At 37.3% G+C, this 17,462-nt stretch carries 16 protein-coding genes; 8 read left to right on the top strand and 8 right to left on the bottom strand.

The window, feature by feature from the left end; all coding sequences use genetic code 11:
* The first annotated feature begins 102 nt into the window (after positions 1-102).
* The 5 genes from C3V44_RS01875 to priA all read left to right on the top strand — a co-directional run bounded on the left by C3V44_RS01875 (position 103) and on the right by priA (position 5,620).
* Positions 103-864 carry a DUF6261 family protein gene (locus C3V44_RS01875; protein WP_106095327.1) on the top strand — a complete coding sequence of 254 codons (762 nt, stop codon included), beginning with the start codon at positions 103-105 and terminating at the stop codon, positions 862-864.
* A gap of 3 nt (positions 865-867) precedes the next feature.
* Positions 868-1,533: a uracil-DNA glycosylase gene (gene ung, locus C3V44_RS01870; RefSeq protein ID WP_009417200.1), complete on the top strand. Its 666-nt coding sequence runs from the start codon at positions 868-870 to the stop codon at positions 1,531-1,533.
* 50 nt (positions 1,534-1,583) lie between these two features.
* Positions 1,584-2,027: an SMI1/KNR4 family protein gene (locus C3V44_RS01865; protein WP_106095326.1), complete on the top strand. Its 444-nt coding sequence runs from the start codon at positions 1,584-1,586 to the stop codon at positions 2,025-2,027.
* A gap of 228 nt (positions 2,028-2,255) precedes the next feature.
* On the top strand, positions 2,256-3,167 hold the full coding sequence (locus tag C3V44_RS01855; protein ID WP_106095324.1) for a YihY/virulence factor BrkB family protein: 912 nt from the start codon (positions 2,256-2,258) through the stop codon (positions 3,165-3,167).
* Complete coding sequence (gene priA, locus C3V44_RS01850; RefSeq protein ID WP_106095323.1) at positions 3,167-5,620, top strand: primosomal protein N'; 2,454 nt, start codon at positions 3,167-3,169, stop codon at positions 5,618-5,620. The genes C3V44_RS01855 and priA overlap by 1 nt, the downstream gene beginning before the upstream one ends.
* 102 nt (positions 5,621-5,722) lie before the next feature.
* Here priA and C3V44_RS01845 read toward each other — a convergent pair whose 3' ends face one another.
* From C3V44_RS01845 to C3V44_RS01825, 5 genes are all read right to left on the bottom strand, one after another.
* Positions 5,723-6,070, bottom strand: coding sequence for a DUF2853 family protein (locus tag C3V44_RS01845; protein WP_009419954.1), 348 nt, complete (start codon positions 6,068-6,070; stop codon positions 5,723-5,725).
* Between the two features lie 39 nt (positions 6,071-6,109).
* Complete coding sequence (gene menD, locus C3V44_RS01840) at positions 6,110-7,783, bottom strand: 2-succinyl-5-enolpyruvyl-6-hydroxy-3-cyclohexene-1-carboxylic-acid synthase (protein WP_106095322.1); 1,674 nt, start codon at positions 7,781-7,783, stop codon at positions 6,110-6,112.
* Positions 7,784-9,886 (bottom strand): polyphosphate kinase 1, encoded by a 2,103-nt coding sequence (ppk1, locus tag C3V44_RS01835; RefSeq protein ID WP_106095321.1) that lies wholly within the window; start codon positions 9,884-9,886, stop codon positions 7,784-7,786.
* A gap of 1 nt (position 9,887) precedes the next feature.
* Positions 9,888-11,162, bottom strand: a complete 1,275-nt coding sequence (locus C3V44_RS01830) for an ABC transporter permease (RefSeq protein ID WP_106095320.1) — start codon at positions 11,160-11,162, stop codon at positions 9,888-9,890.
* A gap of 193 nt (positions 11,163-11,355) precedes the next feature.
* Positions 11,356-12,285 carry an ABC transporter ATP-binding protein gene (locus tag C3V44_RS01825; protein ID WP_002672307.1) on the bottom strand — a complete coding sequence of 310 codons (930 nt, stop codon included), beginning with the start codon at positions 12,283-12,285 and terminating at the stop codon, positions 11,356-11,358.
* Between the two features lie 627 nt (positions 12,286-12,912).
* Between C3V44_RS01825 and lgt the strand changes: the two genes are divergently transcribed.
* The 3 genes from lgt (at position 12,913) to idi (ending at position 14,986) form a co-directional block, all read left to right on the top strand.
* Complete coding sequence (gene lgt, locus C3V44_RS01820; protein WP_106095319.1) at positions 12,913-13,872, top strand: prolipoprotein diacylglyceryl transferase; 960 nt, start codon at positions 12,913-12,915, stop codon at positions 13,870-13,872.
* Positions 13,873-13,933: 61 nt separating this feature from the next.
* Positions 13,934-14,449: a DUF192 domain-containing protein gene (locus tag C3V44_RS01815; protein WP_016479480.1), complete on the top strand. Its 516-nt coding sequence runs from the start codon at positions 13,934-13,936 to the stop codon at positions 14,447-14,449.
* An 18-nt stretch (positions 14,450-14,467) separates the two neighbouring features.
* Positions 14,468-14,986, top strand: coding sequence for an isopentenyl-diphosphate Delta-isomerase (idi, locus tag C3V44_RS01810; RefSeq protein WP_009751480.1), 519 nt, complete (start codon positions 14,468-14,470; stop codon positions 14,984-14,986).
* 57 nt (positions 14,987-15,043) lie between these two features.
* On the opposite strand, the gene speB is transcribed toward idi, so the two are convergent.
* From speB to C3V44_RS01795, 3 genes are all read right to left on the bottom strand, one after another.
* Complete coding sequence (gene speB / locus C3V44_RS01805; RefSeq protein ID WP_106095318.1) at positions 15,044-15,949, bottom strand: agmatinase; 906 nt, start codon at positions 15,947-15,949, stop codon at positions 15,044-15,046.
* Between the two features lie 101 nt (positions 15,950-16,050).
* Positions 16,051-16,425: a DUF4293 domain-containing protein gene (locus C3V44_RS01800; RefSeq protein WP_002672326.1), complete on the bottom strand. Its 375-nt coding sequence runs from the start codon at positions 16,423-16,425 to the stop codon at positions 16,051-16,053.
* Between the two features lie 56 nt (positions 16,426-16,481).
* The gene (locus tag C3V44_RS01795; RefSeq protein WP_009411114.1) at positions 16,482-17,387 is read right to left on the bottom strand and encodes a YitT family protein; all 906 of its coding nucleotides are present in this window, start codon (positions 17,385-17,387) and stop codon (positions 16,482-16,484) included.
* Positions 17,388-17,462 lie beyond the last annotated feature (75 nt).

The following is a 17,462-nucleotide window of genomic DNA, read 5'->3' as shown; positions in this document are numbered from 1 at the left end:
TTCGTAATTTTGTCGCATAAAAACAAGGAATTATCGTTATTAGGATAATTCCTAATTTATAATATTATATTATTTAACAACCTCAAAAAATATTTTCTACTTATGAAAAAGGAGAAGTTAATCAATTTAGACCTTGCTCGCTTGCATAATGCCGAGTTTAAACAATTTTTAGTGCGATTTTTTGAAGATTTCGGCAAGACTGATTTAAAATTGGAAACAGATGCCGATTTTAAAGAGCTCTTCGAAAAGTTAAAAGGTAAAATTCCTTCTTATGAAAAGGGGTTGGAAAGAATCCGTTCTAGTGAAGAGACCAAAAAACTCGCCGAGCTTGACCACGCAAGAGATACCGATATGCGTGCCTTGCGTTTGAGTATTCGCCCCTATAAATATGCGAAGACGGACGATAAGAAAAAGGCTTTTGAAACGTTAAAAAGGCTTATAGACCCTTATAAAGATGTTTCAAAAGAAACGTATGAGGAAGAAACCAGCAACCTTACAACTCTCATTACTCAGCTCAAAGCTGAACCTTATGTAAATGCAGTGAAAACCTTGCAAATTAAGGAGTTTGTAAGTGAGTTGGAAAAATCTAATAAAGCGTTTGATGAACTTTTTTCGCATAGGTCGTTCCAAACCTTGCAAAAAGAAGCCTATCATATACGTCCGCTACGCAAAGAGCTCTCAGATGATTACCGCAATATGGTAAATTACATTGTAACTCTATCGGGAGTGAAACAAGATGAATTCTACAAAAAGACGTTGGAGGTCATCAATAACAGCAGGAAGTATTACGCCGATGTGATAGCGCGTAGAAAGCCGAATGCCCCTTCTGCTAAAAACAAAGAAAATACAAATGTTATCCCATAAACTATGGAAGTGAACATACATCCCAGCTGGAAGTCGGTATTACAAGAAGAATTTAATAAGCCGTATTTCAGTCAGCTCACCGATTTTGTAAAGAAAGAATATGCCGAAAATATCTGTTATCCCAAAGGAAAGCAAATATTTTCGGCTTTCGACCATTGTCCGCTGGACAGGGTGAAAGTAGTTATCATCGGGCAAGACCCCTATCACGGCGAAGGGCAGGCAAACGGTTTGTGTTTTTCAGTACACGATGGCATTGCCCACCCACCTTCACTTATCAATATTTTTAGGGAAATAGGGCAAGATTTAGGTACCTCCTACCCTATCAGTGGCAATTTGGAGCGCTGGGCATCGCAAGGAGTTTTGCTGCTGAACGCCACTCTCACCGTAAGAGCCAACGAAGCTGGTAGCCACCAAAATAAAGGGTGGGAAACTTTTACTGACGCTGTTATTAAAGCAGTTTCAGCACATTGTAACAATATAGTGTTTATGTTGTGGGGTGGTTATGCCAAAAAGAAAACAAGCCTTATCGACCCGGCAAAACATTGTATTCTTACCTCAGGGCACCCCTCTCCTTTGAGTGCAAACAAAGGCTATTGGTTTGGCAACAAACATTTCAGCAAAGCTAATGCCTATCTTACATCCGTAGGGAAGGAAGCCATAAACTGGTAATTAGATAGTATTAAAAGATAAAATATAATAAGGTGATAATATTGTAGAAAATGATACAATCCATCATTGAAAAGTATAAAGACAGAATAGCTGTAGGAACTAAAGACTATATAAATATAACTTGGATTGAGCAAACGGAAAAGAAATTAGGCTTTCCTTTACCCGATAGTTATAAAGAGATGTTATTAAACTATGAATTTGTCACTGTTTTTGGAATTGAATTTAAAACTATTGCTCCGCCTGAATATCAAGAGGGTGCCGATAGTGATATTTATTATACTTATCAAATAAATTTACAAAATAATCTATTTCAAAAAGATGAATTGGCTTTCTTAGAGATGGACGAAGAAACTTATTTCTTTAAAATTGAAGAAGCTGGTCAAGCTAATGAATATCCTATCTACGTTCGGGATTATATGACAAGTGAAGATAATCTATATGCCAATAACTTTCAAGAATTTTTAGAACATTTTTTTAGTATAATATTGAAATAGTAACTTTGTTTAATATATAAAAAAGTTATGAGCGTTTATTATCTATCATTCAGTATTGAGCAATATTTGGGTTTTCTCCTTTTTGTAGTCATTTTCCTAATTGGTTTTTGGCTATTCTGCCTTTTATGTATGGTTATTCCTTATTGGTTTATCGGAGCGATAAAAGAGCGACTAAAAGAAAGAAAATCAACTAAAAGCAATATGCTTTCCCAAAAAAACTAACTACTGATGACATTAAAAGAGAGAATACATAACCTTCCTATTATCAAGCAATTCGTAAACTTTTTGAAAAGTATTCCTTTAGCTAAGAATGCTTTTTCATTATATGATTTGCTCGAACTGTATATCGCAGGGATTATTAGAGGCGCACTTACCTATCGGGCGAGCGCTATCTCGTATAGTTTTTTCTTGGCAATTTTTCCTTTTTTGTTGTTCATTTTAAACTTAATCCCTTATATTCCTATCGAAAATTTCCAGGGAGACTTTTGGGCTTTTATTGAAGATATGCTTCCCCCAGGTACGCACGATTTCTTTTCGGATATTTTTTTCGATATCGCCGATAAAAAACGTGGTGGCTTGTTGTCTTCGGTGTTTTTTCTCTCTATTTTCTTAATGACCAATGGTATTATGGCAATTTTTGGAGGTTTTGAGTATTCGTATCATCGGCAAATCACACGCACCTATATCAAGCAATATCTTTACGCCCTAATGGTAGCAATTATTTTGGCGCTTCTTGTTCTATTTGCTGTGATTGTATTCATTTATTACGAAGTATACTTAGTGCCTTACCTCGATAAAATCAATTTTATTACCGATTACGAAACGCTACTTAAAATATCGAAAATAGTTTTCGTCGCACTGATTACCTACTTCGGTACAGGACTACTGTTTTACTTCGGCACAGTTGAAGGCAGGGAAAGTAAGTTCTTTTCAGCAGGTTCGCTCTTTACAGTGTTATTGTTCGGCGTGACAACCTATTTGTTCGGTATTTATATTGAGAATTTTTCTCGCTACAACCAGCTGTATGGGTCTATCGGGGCATTACTTATCTTCCTGCTTTATATATGGTTAAATGCCAACATATTGTTATTAGGGTTTGAACTGAATGCTTCGCTTCTGAAACTTAAAAAACACGACTGATGTATTTCGTAGATGTAATCTTGCCGCTTCCGCTTTCTAAACTTTTTACCTATCGTATTAATGAAAACGAAGCACATTTCTTACAAATGGGAATGCGCGTGGCTGTTCCATTCGGTAAATCGAAAGTATACACGGCTATAATACATCATATACATACGGTTGAGCCTTCTTATGACACCAAAGACATTGAATATATCTTAGATGAAATGCCTATTGTTACTCCCCAGCAAATAGAACATTGGCAATGGATAGCCGATTTCTATATGTGCACTTTAGGGGAAGTACTAAAATCAGCCTTGCCATCGGCTTTTTTATTAGAAAGTGAAACAATAATCGAAATTGCAGAAAAAGAATTAAGTTCAGTACTCTTTACCGATGACGAGTGGCAGGTATACGAAGCCTTACATTACAAAACAGCCCTCAAAGGTAGTGAGGTGAGCAAGATAATCCCCAAAAACAAAGCACTGAAAGTGATGAAGAGCTTGGTAGAGAAAGGAGCTGCTCGCATTTCCGAAAGAATATTTGAGAAATATGTACCAAAACTAATCAAATACATTCGTTTATCTTCTGAATATCAAACCGAAGAAGGCTTGCAAAAAGTCTTAGAACTTTTGAAGCGGTCGGAAAAGCAAAAGAAGTTGATAATGGCTTATTTTAATTATATCAACAGAGAAGTATTGCCTTTAAAAGCAGAAAAATTATTAGAAGAAGCCAGTGTATCGACAACAGTACTAAAATCAGTAATAGAAAAAGGTATTTTTGAAGAATATTACTTACAGAAAGACCGCGTTAGCTTCGCTGATAGTGATGTTTTGAAAAAAAAGGTACTCAATGAGGTACAAGAAGAAGCTCTTCATCAAATTCAGGAACAGTTTCAGACTAAAAATACAGTTCTTTTACAAGGGGTTACCGCCTCTGGGAAGACTGAAATTTACATTGAACTTATCGACCAATATTTAAAGGCAGGGAAACAGGTACTCTATCTTCTTCCTGAAATCGGCTTGACGGTTCATCTTATCAACCGATTCAAGAATCACTTTGGCAAGAACCTCTCAGTATATCATTCTAAATACAGTACGAACGAACGGGTGGAAGTTTGGAATAATGTACTAAATAATAATCCCAAAGCGCAATTGGTTGTAGGTGTTCGCTCATCAGTTTACTTGCCTTTCAAGCAATTAGGGCTTGTAATCATTGATGAGGAGCACGATAATTCTTACCGACAGTTTGAACCAGCTCCTCGAATGCAAGCACGGGATACTGCTATTATGTTGGCAAACATTTTCAAAGCTAAAACTTTGCTGGGTTCGGCAACGCCTTCGTTGGAGAGTATGCACAACGTGAAGACTGAAAAGTACGGATTTGTGTACTTATCAAAACGCTACGCAGATTTCCTTCCTCCTATTATCGAGCTTATCGATATTAAGAATAAGCACCATCGCAAACGTATGAACGGGCATTTTTCAGACATTCTGATAAATGAAATTACGAATACTTTATCGCAAGGGAGACAGGTGCTTCTCTTTCAAAACAGAAGAGGTTATGCTCCTATTGTACAGTGTATGCAATGTGGCACGGTGCCCCAATGTCCGCATTGCGATGTAAGTCTCACTTTTCATCAAAGTAGTAATCAGTTGCGATGCCATTATTGCGGTTATGCGATTCCTATGCCCAAAGCCTGTATAGCTTGCGGAAGTGTTGATTTAAGAACAAAAGGTTTCGGAACAGAGCAAATTAGTAAAGAATTAGAAGTGCTTTTCCCAAACATAGCTATAGACAGAATGGATCAGGATACTACGAATGGTAAATATGGATATGAAAAAATATTATCGAAGTTCGAGCAGCAAGAAACGCAAATATTAGTAGGTACCCAAATGATCACGAAGGGATTAGATTTTGAAAATATAGGTCTAGTAGGCGTAATGAATGCCGATGCTCTCATTCATTCTCCTGACTACCGAGCCTACGAAAGAAGTTTCCAACTATTATTGCAAGTATCGGGTCGTGCAGGAAGAAGTGCCCAACAAGGAAAAGTATTGATACAAACCTATACCCCACAGCACCCCGTAATTCAGCAAGTATTACAAAATGATTTCAGAGGAATGTATCAAAGTCAGATAGAGGAACGCCAATCCTTTTTATATCCTCCTTTTGTACAAATGATAAAAATAACTTTCAAACACAGTAATTTTAACCGAGTAAATGAAAGTGCTGAGTGGTTTGCTAATACGCTTCGTGAAGTTTTTGCTTCTCAAAGAGGGATAGACGTCTTAGGTCCTGAATTCCCTCTTATTTCGCGTATTAGAAATGAATATCTGAAAGATGTTTTGGTGAAAGTACACCCCTCCGAAGTCTCTTTACGTCACACTAAAGAGCATATCAGGCGTATTGAAAACAGTTTTCAAGCTATCAGCAACTTTCGTGCTATTCGGGTAAGTTATTTGGTGGAATAATTACTATTTATTTGAGATATGAATGTTCTTTCTAAAAATATCTACATAAAAAATAAGAGGCTATCTGAATTGGATAGCCTCTTGTTCTTTTTAAAAAATCTTTTATTTGTTGTAAACGCTTTCTTTTTTGAAGTGTTTAGCCAACAAATAATAAACAACTGCACGGTGTTTATTTCTGTTTGATTTACCGTATTTTTCTAACACAGCTTCAATAGCTTTGTCTAACTCAGGACCGTCTTTCAAACCTAATTTTTTGATTAGGAAGTTTTGTTTTACACGGTCTAACTCTGCTTGGTCAGAGCCTGATACTTTGGAAGCATCGGCGTTGTAGATAGAAGGACCTAAGCCCACAGTTACTTTTGTTAAGAACGCTACATCTGGGTTCTTTTCACCACATTTTTCTTTCAAATCTTGGGTGTACACAGCAATTAATTCATCACGTTTGCTCATAATTTTTTATATTTAAAATTATTAATGCGGTAAAGGTAGTCATTTTTTCAATACCTCAAAATATTTTAACAAAACTTTATCATTTATTTTTCTTGGTGTATGGATTTCTAACAGCTTAGGTTTCTCTGATACTTCGAAGAAATTGCTTAAATCTTTCTGTAAATCAGATAGATTAGTTGCTAACTGATAGCTAATGCCATACATTTTACAAAAATGTTCTGCTGTAAGCCTATGAGGTGTCTCAAAGAAGTATTCAAAGTTAGGGTCAGCTTTATCACCGGGTAGTATTCTGAAAATTCCTCCACCTTGATTATTGAGGAGAATCACTCTAAAGTCTTGTGGAATATATTTGTTCCAAAGAGCATTGCTGTCGTAAAAGAAACTCAAATCACCTGTAATGAACACTGTGGGCGATGCGCTTCCTACAGCAGCCCCAATAGCAGTGCTCATACTACCGTCGATACCGCTAGTACCTCGGTTGCAAAACACCTTCCAAGAAGGGTGTGCTTTTATCAGCTGGGCATACCTAATTGCAGAACTATTGCTTATCTGTATAATATAATCATTAGGAATATTACTGAATACCTCACTGTACACTTTAAAATCGGAGAAAGGCATTTGGCTGATATACTCTAAATGTATTTGCTGTATCTCGTTTTTCACCTCTAACCACTGCTGTTGATAAGTAGAAGAAACATTAACCAAATTAGGGGTTACTTCCCTCAAAAAAGTATTGATATCCGCTTTAAAATGAGCTGTTAAACAGAAATACGAATCATAACCTTTGTGCAAATCTACATTATAGTGATAAGTAGGTTTATAACTACGTAAGAACTGTTTTATCTTTTTGGAAACTACCAAGCCTCCAAAAGTAAGTAATAAATCAGGTCGTAAGGCTTCTTTTAGAGCTGGGTCTCTTTCAGTATAAGTGAGCAATTTATCGATATAAGGAATAAAATCGGAGTGGTGCAAGTTAGATGTAGTTTCTGTCAGTACCAATACCGAGGGGTCTTTAGCAAGCCATTCTACATATTGTGCTTCTACACTATTAGGAGCCAACACTCCTACTAATACCATTTTTTTAGCTGAATCGTTCCAATGTTTCGCGAAATCAGTAACTCTTCCCTTATTAATAATAGGTTTCTGTGGTTTTGTAGCTATATTCTTAAAAGGATAGTGCTCTTCCGTAGTAAGGTATAAGGGTTCTTCAAAAGGTACATTGATGTGTACCGGCAATTGCTCCTCTATAGCTGTATTCAGTGCCCTGTTTAGCTCGTAAAAATTGCTTTTATCGCTATGTGCTTCATCTGATAGATTGGCATTATAGGCACTGTGGTTTCCCAGTACATTCACCTGACGTATGGTTTGCCCGTCGCCTATATCTATTTTGCTCGACGGACGGTCGGCTGAGATAACCACCAATGGTATATTGCTATAAAAAGCCTCTGAAAAAGCGGGATAGTAATTCAGCAAGGCAGAGCCCGATGTACACACCACTGCCACAGGTTGCTGTATTTGCTGAGCAATGCCCAGGGCAAAAAAAGCAGCACAACGCTCATCTACGATGCTGTAACAGTTAAAATAAGGGTCGTTAGCAAAGCCAATAGTCAGAGGGGCATTGCGCGACCCTGGTGAAATAACAATGTGCTTTACTTGTTTGGCTTTACAGGCTTCTATTACGTATTGTGCTAATTTTATTTGAGGTCTTTTCATCTATTTGGTGCGCTTTTTATGCTGATAATACTCGTATAAGGCTACCTGTGAGCGCAAAGAAGGGGTAGTATGAGGGCGATAGGTATTGTCCTGTGCCTCTTTAATTATACGTGCCTTCACATTGTCTGCCCAACTTATTTCGAAGGTGTCTATCAACTCTTGCTGTATTGCTTTGTCGTAAATAGGGCAACCCACTTCTACTCTGAATGAAATATTGCGCGTCATCCAGTCGGCTGAAGAGATGTACAATTTAGGGTTGCCTCCGTTGGCAAAGATAAACAAACGTGGATGTTCCAAGAACTTATCAACTATACTTATCACCTCTATATTCTCACTCATTCCTTCAATGCCAGGCACTAAACAGCAAATACCACGTACAATCATTTGTATTTTTACTCCTGCACGGCTGGCTTCGTATAGCTTATCTATCATCTTGTAGCTAGTAATGTTATTCATCTTCAGCTTGATATACGCCTCTTTGCCCGCCTTAGCATTCTTGATTTCTTCGTCTATCAAGTGTTTGAGTTGCTTTTTGGTATAGTGTGGAGACACTATCAGATGCTTGAATTTTTGCACATTGTAGTTGGTATCAAAGAAGTTAAAGATTTTGTTCACCTCTTTGAGTATCTCCTGATTGGCAGTAAACAGCGTATAATCAGTATAGATTTTAGCAGTACTTTCATTGAAGTTACCAGTGCTGATAAATCCATAACGTTTTAGTTCTTTACCTTCTTTACGTTCAATCACACATATTTTACTATGTACTTTCAGTCCGCGTACGCCGAAGATGACTTTTACACCTTCTGCTTTTAGCTGTTCAGCATATCGTATATTCGATTCTTCATCAAAACGAGCTTGTAATTCTATCTGTACGGTTACTTGTTTGCCATTTTTCACTGCATTGATAAGTGAATTTACTACTTGTGAGTTCTTTGCCAAACGATAAATAGTTATTTTCACCGATTTTACCTTAGGGTCAAGGGCAGCTTCCCTCAAAAACCATATAATGTTAGAAAAAGTATGGTAAGGCGTGTATTGCAAATAGTCTTTTTCGGCAATTTTCTTTAGCAAACTCTCTTCTGAGGTGAGTCCTTGTACAGGTAGTGGCTGTATAGAGGCATATGTCAAATCCTTACGCCCTAAGCTGGGGAAGTTCATAAAGTCACGGCGGTTATGGTAGCGCCCTCCTGGGATTACGCTGTCGGTTTTCATAATACCCATTTTCTCTAATAAAAATTGCAAGGTGTCCTTGTCTATCATCTTGTCGTACACAAAGCGCACCGGCTCGCCTTTGCGTCTGTCTTCTATACTGGTCGAGAGTTTCTCGATAAAGCTCTTGCTCAAATCATCGTCTATGTCCAACTCGGCATCACGGGTGATTTTAATCATATTTGCCGTAAGCGATTCGTAATTGAAAATATTAAATATCTTGTGCAAGCAAAAGCGTATCACATCATCAAGCATAATAATATAATGCTTATCCCCTATTTGAGGCAACTCTATAAAACGGTCAAGGGTAGCAGGCAACTCAATAAGGGCATACTGTATTTTTTCTTTATAAACACGTGATGAAAAAAACTTTTGTACTCCTAAGGCTTTTTCGTCTTCTTCTTTTAGGGTCATTTTCACTGCCAAATACGCCACATCGTCTTTCAGTTGTGGGAATTTCTCTAAATCGTTAAGGATAATAGTAAAGAGGGCGGGGCGTACTTTGTCGTAGAAATAGGTATTTACAAAGGCTTCGTGCTCAGGTAATAACGTTTTTTCATCTACTATAAATATCTGCTCTTTCTCCAATTCCTTGGTAATAGTGGCAATAATTTTCAAACTCTCTTCTTGTAGTTGTATTACCTCTTTGGTAATTTCTTCCAAGAGCTCTTTGGCGTGTACCCCCAGTTCTTTATCTGAGGTTTCGTTCATCGCCACTCGTTTTACAGTAGCGTAACGCACTTTAAAGAACTCATCTAAATTGTTCGAGAAGATACCCGCAAAACGCAAACGCTCCAATAGGGGCACTCGCTCATCGGCTGCCTCTTGAAGTACGCGTGCATTGAATTTTAGCCAACTCAATTCGCGGTTGATATATTGATTTTTTATCTTCATTTTACTTCATTTTGAGCCATTTCCATACCTCTCTATAGCTAGCTTTTTTGCCGTACATCAAAATACCAATGCGGTATATCTTAGATGCTAATTTAATGACCGCAAAGAAAGTGAGATACAAAATAACGAGAGAAATCAGTACTTCCCACCACGCTACCCCAAACGGTATACGCATCAACATTACTACGGGCGAAGTGAGAGGTATGTATGAAAATACCACCGAAATCGTACCGTGAGGCTCTTCAATTACCGAGAACATACCTACATAAAAGGCTAATATTAGCGGTAATAATATAGGCATTAAGAACTGTTGTGTGTCAGTTTCGTTGTCTACCATTGCGCCAATCATCGCATAAAGCGAACTGTATAACAAATAACCTCCTATGAAGAACAATAGGAACACTACAAAGGTTTCCGCAAAAGGAAAATGGTATAAGGCAGCCACTATATTGTTGATTTCCGATACGTTACCCGATCCTTGTACTGCTTGTGCAGAGGTATTTACTTCAAAGAAGGAGGGTGCTAATGCCAACAGTACACCTCCTATAACTATCCATATCGCAAACTGGGTAAGACCTGCTAATGAAGTACCCAATATCTTGCCTAACATTAGTTCAAAAGGCTTAACTGATGAGATAATGATTTCCACAATGCGATTGGTTTTCTCCTCTATCACACTGCGCATTATCATATTACCATAGATGATGATAAACATAAAAATAAGATACCCCGCTATGCCTCCAATGGTTATTTTCATTACGTTATCTAACTCCGAGGTCTTCTCTCCCGTAAAATTCTCCATTTGTATGCTTATATGCGTTTTAGCAGCATCTATCTCTTTTTTGTCAATCCCTTTTTTAGTAAGGTTATGCTGAAAGAGTGTCCGCTCCATAGCATTAGTAAGCTCACTGGTAAGCGATAACGAAGGCGACTCTTCACTATAAAAAGCAATATTTTGGTCGCCTTTATCAGGAATATACAACAATCCGTATTTGCTTTTTGCCAACACTTCGGCTTTGGCATCTTTGAGTGAAACATTGCTGAGATATTCGTACTGAATAGTCTCGGTATTCTCAAAAGTGTTGGCATAGAGTCCACTCTCGTCTACAATCACAATATCCTTAGCCTTGCTCTTATTGTTTACGTTGGTCAAAAAACCAATCACAAGCGCAAAGATAACAAGTATCAACGGACTTACAAACGTCATTATTACAAACGACCTATTACGTATTTTATTTAAGTACTCTCTTCGAGTAATAATTCCTAAGTATTTCATCTTAATTTGTCAATTTATGCTATCTAAAAGTCTCTTTTGCGTCGCTACAGCTCTTCCTTTTGGAGGTTTGATTACGGACTGTCTCCCTTTGGAGGGGGAACGGAGGAGGTTAAAAATCTATATTCAATAAAGAATCTTCCCTCTCTTTATTCACTTACTCCGTTATAGCGGACAACCTTTCAGACATCTTATACTATTCTTTCAATTTATTAATGGTCGATATAAAAATCTCATCTACTGAGGGGATAGACTCTACAAAGTGCGTTACTTCGGCACGTGTAGTGAGGTATTGCAACAAATCGTTAGCCGTTTGTCCCTCTTTCTTCTGGATATGTAATTTTAACTCGTCATATAGCGTTTTAAAATTTGTTTCACTCACTTCAAATTGGCTTTTAAGTTCAGCTAAGAGGGCTGTTTTCTGCTCTTCAGCGACTTTTAAACCTACTTCATACAAGTTGTTCTTATAAGCCCTCTTAATGTCGATGAGTTTACCATCTAATATCTTACGTGATTTATTGATTAGCGCAATATGGTCGCACAACTCTTCTACCGATTCCATTCGGTGAGTAGAGAAGATAATCGTTGCTCCTTGCTCCCGTAAGTATAGAATTTCGTCCTTGATAATATTCGCATTGATGGGGTCGAAACCGCTAAAAGGCTCGTCGAATATCAGCAGTTTAGGGTTGTGAAGTACAGTTACCAAAAATTGAATTTTCTGTGCCATACCTTTGGAGAGCTCTTGTACTTTTTTGTGCCACCAATCGCCAATATCAAGGCGGTTGAACCAAAATTTAAGTCGCTCCTTAGCTTCTTCCTTGCTCAATCCTTTCAGTTGTGCTAAATACAAAGCCTGCTCACCTACCTTCATCGTTTTGTACAAACCACGCTCTTCGGGTAAATAGCCTATTTGTGCCGTATGCTTAGGTTGTAACAGTTCTCCGTCGAAGAACACCTTACCCGCATCGGGCAATACAATTTGGTTGATAATACGTATCAGTGAGGTTTTTCCCGCCCCATTAGGTCCCAGCAGACCAAAGATACTCCCCTTAGGGATATGTAACGACACATCGTCTAATGCCGTATAGTCGCCGTATTGTTTACTAATATTTTCTATTCTAAGCATTTATTTAATGGTTACTGATAAATGATTAACAGTTAATTCTAAAGTGCAAAGATATAGCAATTCAAACTCAAAAGCAAATATTTATCATTGGTTTGTATTCAGTAACTTTGCTAATGGTTGTTCTTTACTACAAAGTTTTTTTGCGTTTTCCTCGCAATATACCCCATTTTAACACTTTTTTCTCAATAAAAAGAAGAGTGTTTTTTATGAGTTGATATACAGCATACTAAGGGCATATCTTCGCCTTAGCTTCGGTTTAGGTTCGCCTTACCTTCGCTCTTCCTTCGGTTGAGATGGCTCAAAAGTAAAAGATAAAAATTAAACCAATATATTGTTTATCAATATTTTGTATTTTTGATGTTCAAAATAAGACCTTTTGGTATAAATTTAAAAAATCTGCGGTATTTAATATTCTTTAACAGAAAAATCTCAGTACATTTTAGCTCATTACCCCAAGCTCCAATCTGTCCTATTCTATTCACTCAATCATCATTATTAGTATTATTGGCATTTCCAGTATCAACTTTGGTATTATTGGTATTATTGGCATTAACTCGGTATTAATTTTATAAATAACTTGTCGTTTTAAATAAAAATCGTACTTTTGCATCTCAAAAATAAATACTAATGATTGCTTTAAATTTTATATGGAATTCTAATGAGATTCTTGCCTCTTTAAACCTACCTTTTATAGGTACTTTTTCACTTCGCTATTACAGCTTGATGTTTATTGTAGCTTTTAGCTTGGGGTGGTTTCTCACTAAAAAAATATACCTCAACGAAGGCAAAACAGTACAACAGCTGGACACCTTGTTCGTTTATACCGCTATAGCTACCTTAGTAGGCGCACGTTTAGGCGATTGCTTATTTTACAATTGGGATTATTTCAAAGACCACTTGCTCGAAATCTTTTTACCTATTAAAGAGAAACCCGGTGGCGGTTGGGAGCTTACAGGCTTTTCAGGTTTAGCAAGTCACGGAGCTGCCGTAGGTATTATTATCGCAATGATACTGTATGTACGTAAGTATAAAGATATTAGCCTATCGTGGATATTAGACCGTGTGGTGATTCCTATCACTATCGGAGGTATGTTTGTGCGCTTTGGTAACTTTTTCAATTCCGAAATCAACGGCAAAATAGTAAGTAATACTTATCCGTTAGGGGTGAAGTTTGTACAAGGCGGAGCTATCTCTCCCCGTCGAGCAATGGCTATTACTGAACAAACCGACCCTCAAACTGCTTATAAACTCATTGCTCACGACCCCCGTTATGCTGATATTTTAGCTTCTATCCCTTACCAACACCCTGCACAATTGTACGAAGCCTTTGGCTATTTTTGCTTGTTTTGGATATTGTGGTACGTGTATTGGAAAACTGACAAAAAAGACCAACCTTACTTCATCTTTGGACTATTTTTAGTACTCTTGTGGAGTATTCGTTTTGCAGTGGAATTTGTAAAAGAAAGTCAAGGAGGTTTCGAAAGCTCTCTCGGCTTGCTCTCTACTGGTCAGTGGCTCAGTATTCCATTTATCTTAGCAGGTTTCTACTTGTTATTCAGAAATCGCATCGAAACACGTAAGTATTAATATTAATTTTGTGAACATTTTAGAACTTAATTAGAGTTAAAATTTAAATTTTATAATTAGAATGCAATTTTTTAGAAAACACTTTGTAACTGTAGCATTAGTATTGGTAGCCTTAGCAGCTATTGCCCTTATTTTACCTCGTTTCTTCTCTAATGAGAGTAATAGAGTACAAGAAATAGAAATCACTCCTCAGGATATTGATTTTACTCGGGACGGTGAACTCTCTATCTTTAAAAACGACTCTCTTATCCAAACTATTGAAGTTGAATTTGCTAAAAATGATGAGGAACGTGCCTTAGGGCTAATGTACCGCTCTTCAATGGACGAACATCAAGGAATGTGGTTTATTTTTCCAGAAGAAGCTCCTCGTTCTTTCTATATGAGAAATACTGAAATACCTTTGGATATCATCTATTTAGATAAAGATAAAAAGGTGGTAAGTATAGCTAAAAACGCTCGCCCTTACGACGAAACCTCTTTACCTTCAGAGAAACCCGCTATGTATGTATTAGAAATCAATGGAGGATTGTCCGATAAATGGGGAATTGAAAAAGGCGATAGAATGGAAGTAAAATAAGTATCCCTATTTGCAAATATGGAAGAACAAGTAATATTAGTGAACGAACACGATACTCCCATAGGCTTAATGGGGAAGCTTGAAGCACACCAAAAAGCGTTATTACATAGGGCTTTCTCGGTATTTATACTCAACGATAAAGGGGAGATTATGCTACAACAAAGAGCTGCGAGCAAATATCATTCGCCTAACTTGTGGACGAATACTTGTTGCAGTCACCCACGTCAGGGCGAGACAACTATTGAAGCAGGCAAGCGTCGCTTACGAGAAGAAATGGGTTTTGTTACTGAACTTACCGATATATTGAGTTTTATCTACAAAGCCCCTTTTGATAACGGACTTACAGAGCACGAACTCGACCATATTCTCATAGGATACTATAACGCCTCCCCTACTATCAACCCTGAAGAAGTAGCCGATTGGCGTTGGGAACTTCCAGAAAAGATAAAAGAAGATATTGCTAAGCACCCGCATCGGTATACTGAATGGTTTAAGATTATTTTCGATAAATTCTTACATCAAGTACTAAAAGGATAAACAAAATAGGCTATTTGAAAAATCAAATAGCCTATTTTGTTATTTATAATCATTAATTTATCCCTTCTTCGCAAAAAACTCTTCTATACTTTTATTCTCTTTTTTCTTACTTCTATATTTAAAATAATAAGCTAACATCTTGTAATAAAGTTTAGCTGCCAAGAAAGCCGTAGGCTTAGCCTGCGGACTATCCATTAGTTCTACAATGTCAAACGCTACCACATTACATTTTTTAAACACTTTACGTAAGAGTTTAAGAGTAGGGTACCATTGCAATCCTCCTGGTTCAGGAGTGCCTGTTGAAGGTGCAATAGCAGGATCGAAAGCGTCTAAATCTATCGTGATATATACATTCCCCGATACCTTGTCAAGTACATCTTCAACCCACTCCTTGTTTTTAGCTATTTCGTGAGCGAAAAATACACGTCCTTTTGGTAAATACTGCTTCTCTTCTACATCCATCGAGCGAATACCTACTTGTACTAATTTGTGTTTTTGGTTGGCTTCAAATACGGCACAAGCGTGATTAGAGGTCGAACCGTGATATTCAGGGCGCAAATCAGTATGGGCATCAAGTTGCAAAACTGTGAGTTTTTCATACTTTTCACCTACGGCACGTATAGAACCAATAGACACTGAGTGTTCTCCACCAAAAAGAGTAAATAACTTATCTTCGTGCTTCAATAGTTCTTGGGTCTTTTCATAAACCGCTTGCGTCATTGCCTCTGGCGAACTGTTTTCGCTTACTTCACCTGCTAAAAACACTCCGTTGAGATAAGGCTCGGTATCTGTTTCAATATCGTATAGTTCCATATTTTCTGAGGCATCTAAAAACAATTCAGGTCCTTTATCGGCTCCTTTACCCCAAGTAGACGTACCATCATAAGGTACTGTTACCAGCATTACTTTTGAGTTTTCCAGCGTTGCATTTTCTGTTGGAATACCTGCATATGTTCTTTTCATTATCTGATTTATTTAATAAATAGGGCACAAAGATAATAAAAAAATCCTAAGTTTAAACACTTAGGATTTTTTTAACGCACAACACTACTAAGATTATAGGTCTATCGCAATCGGTCTGCTGATTTTACGAGCTTCTCGTCCCGTCTGATAGCCTTGTTGGCTAAAAACAAAAAAACGATAGAAAGCACGGGTACGAAAACCCCAACACCTTTCTCCGAAAGCAAGCCTTCTCCAGATGAGTTTAGCATTCGATATACAAATATTCCTAGTAAAGTAAAATTTATAAGGACGTTCAGCCAGTTAAGCCACTGCTGAACACTTCTTTTCTTATATTTAAATATGGTGTATAAAGCCAATATTGCTGTTATCCCTAATAAGATACTCCTAAGCCAATCTATACTGAAAAGCATCGGGACGGCTACGGTAGCTACAATCACTACCAACAGCATATAAATAGTTTGTATTCTCTGAATCATTCTTTTTTGTTTTGAACGTGCAAATATAGTACTTTTTCTAAAACCTGAAAAATATTTTACTTTAATTTATCAAAACCATTACCATAAACCCCCATTACGTTAGTCTTCGTTACAAAGGCAGCAGGATCTATTGTTCGCACCAAACGGAAGATAGAAGTAGCCTCTGTGCGGCGAGCTATTACAATCACTATTTTTTGTGAGGATTTAGAATACCAACCTATCCCATCGATAATAGTACAACCGCGTTTGAGTTCACTATTGATGTGGTTCGCTATCTCATCATAGTGTTTAGAGAAGATAAACAACTGCACCGACTGTCTTGCTCCATTGATAACAATTTCTACCATCTGCCACATCAGAGGTAAGAGGATAAGTCCATAAATAGTCTTTTCGAGTGAATTGTCTTGACGTTCCAAAATGAAGAAAGACGATAGCACGATACACACGTCTACCACCAAAAGAATACGCGCTATACTGATGCTGTAATACTTGGTAATAACAAAGCCTATTATATCAGTGCCTCCTGTACTTCCGTTAGCTGAATAAACCAATCCTAAACCTGTACCGCATAGCAATCCTCCCATAATTACATTTAAGAAGTCATCTCTCAAAGGAGGGTGTTCTATAAAGTAAGGCATTAAATACTCTTTCCCAGCCCAAATCAATCCCGATAGAATAGTTATAGAGATAAGTGTTCGGTAGGTGAATTGCTTACTCATTGCTTTAAAGCCTATCACCAAGAGTATAAAGTTGATAATCCAATAGGTAATAGCCAGGTCGGCTCCTAACTTATAATTCAAGATAAGACAGATACCTGCCAAACCTCCTGTTACTATCCCATTAGGCATTATAAAGCCTGTAATTCCTATCGCATATGATATAAGCCCTAAGATGATAATAAGATAATCCTTTATGTAAAAAGACTTTAAGTATTTAATAGTTTTGCTATCTGCTATTGCCATAACACTACTTTAATTTTACAATGATTCTTTAGTCGTTTATTTTTTAGGCGCAAAAGTACTATTTTTAATTGAATG

The organism is Capnocytophaga sp. oral taxon 864, from assembly GCF_002998835.1.
GTDB lineage: Bacteria > Bacteroidota > Bacteroidia > Flavobacteriales > Flavobacteriaceae > Capnocytophaga > Capnocytophaga ochracea.
Note: the sequence above shows the minus strand (reverse complement) of the source record. Positions and strands in the feature narration are given on the sequence as shown.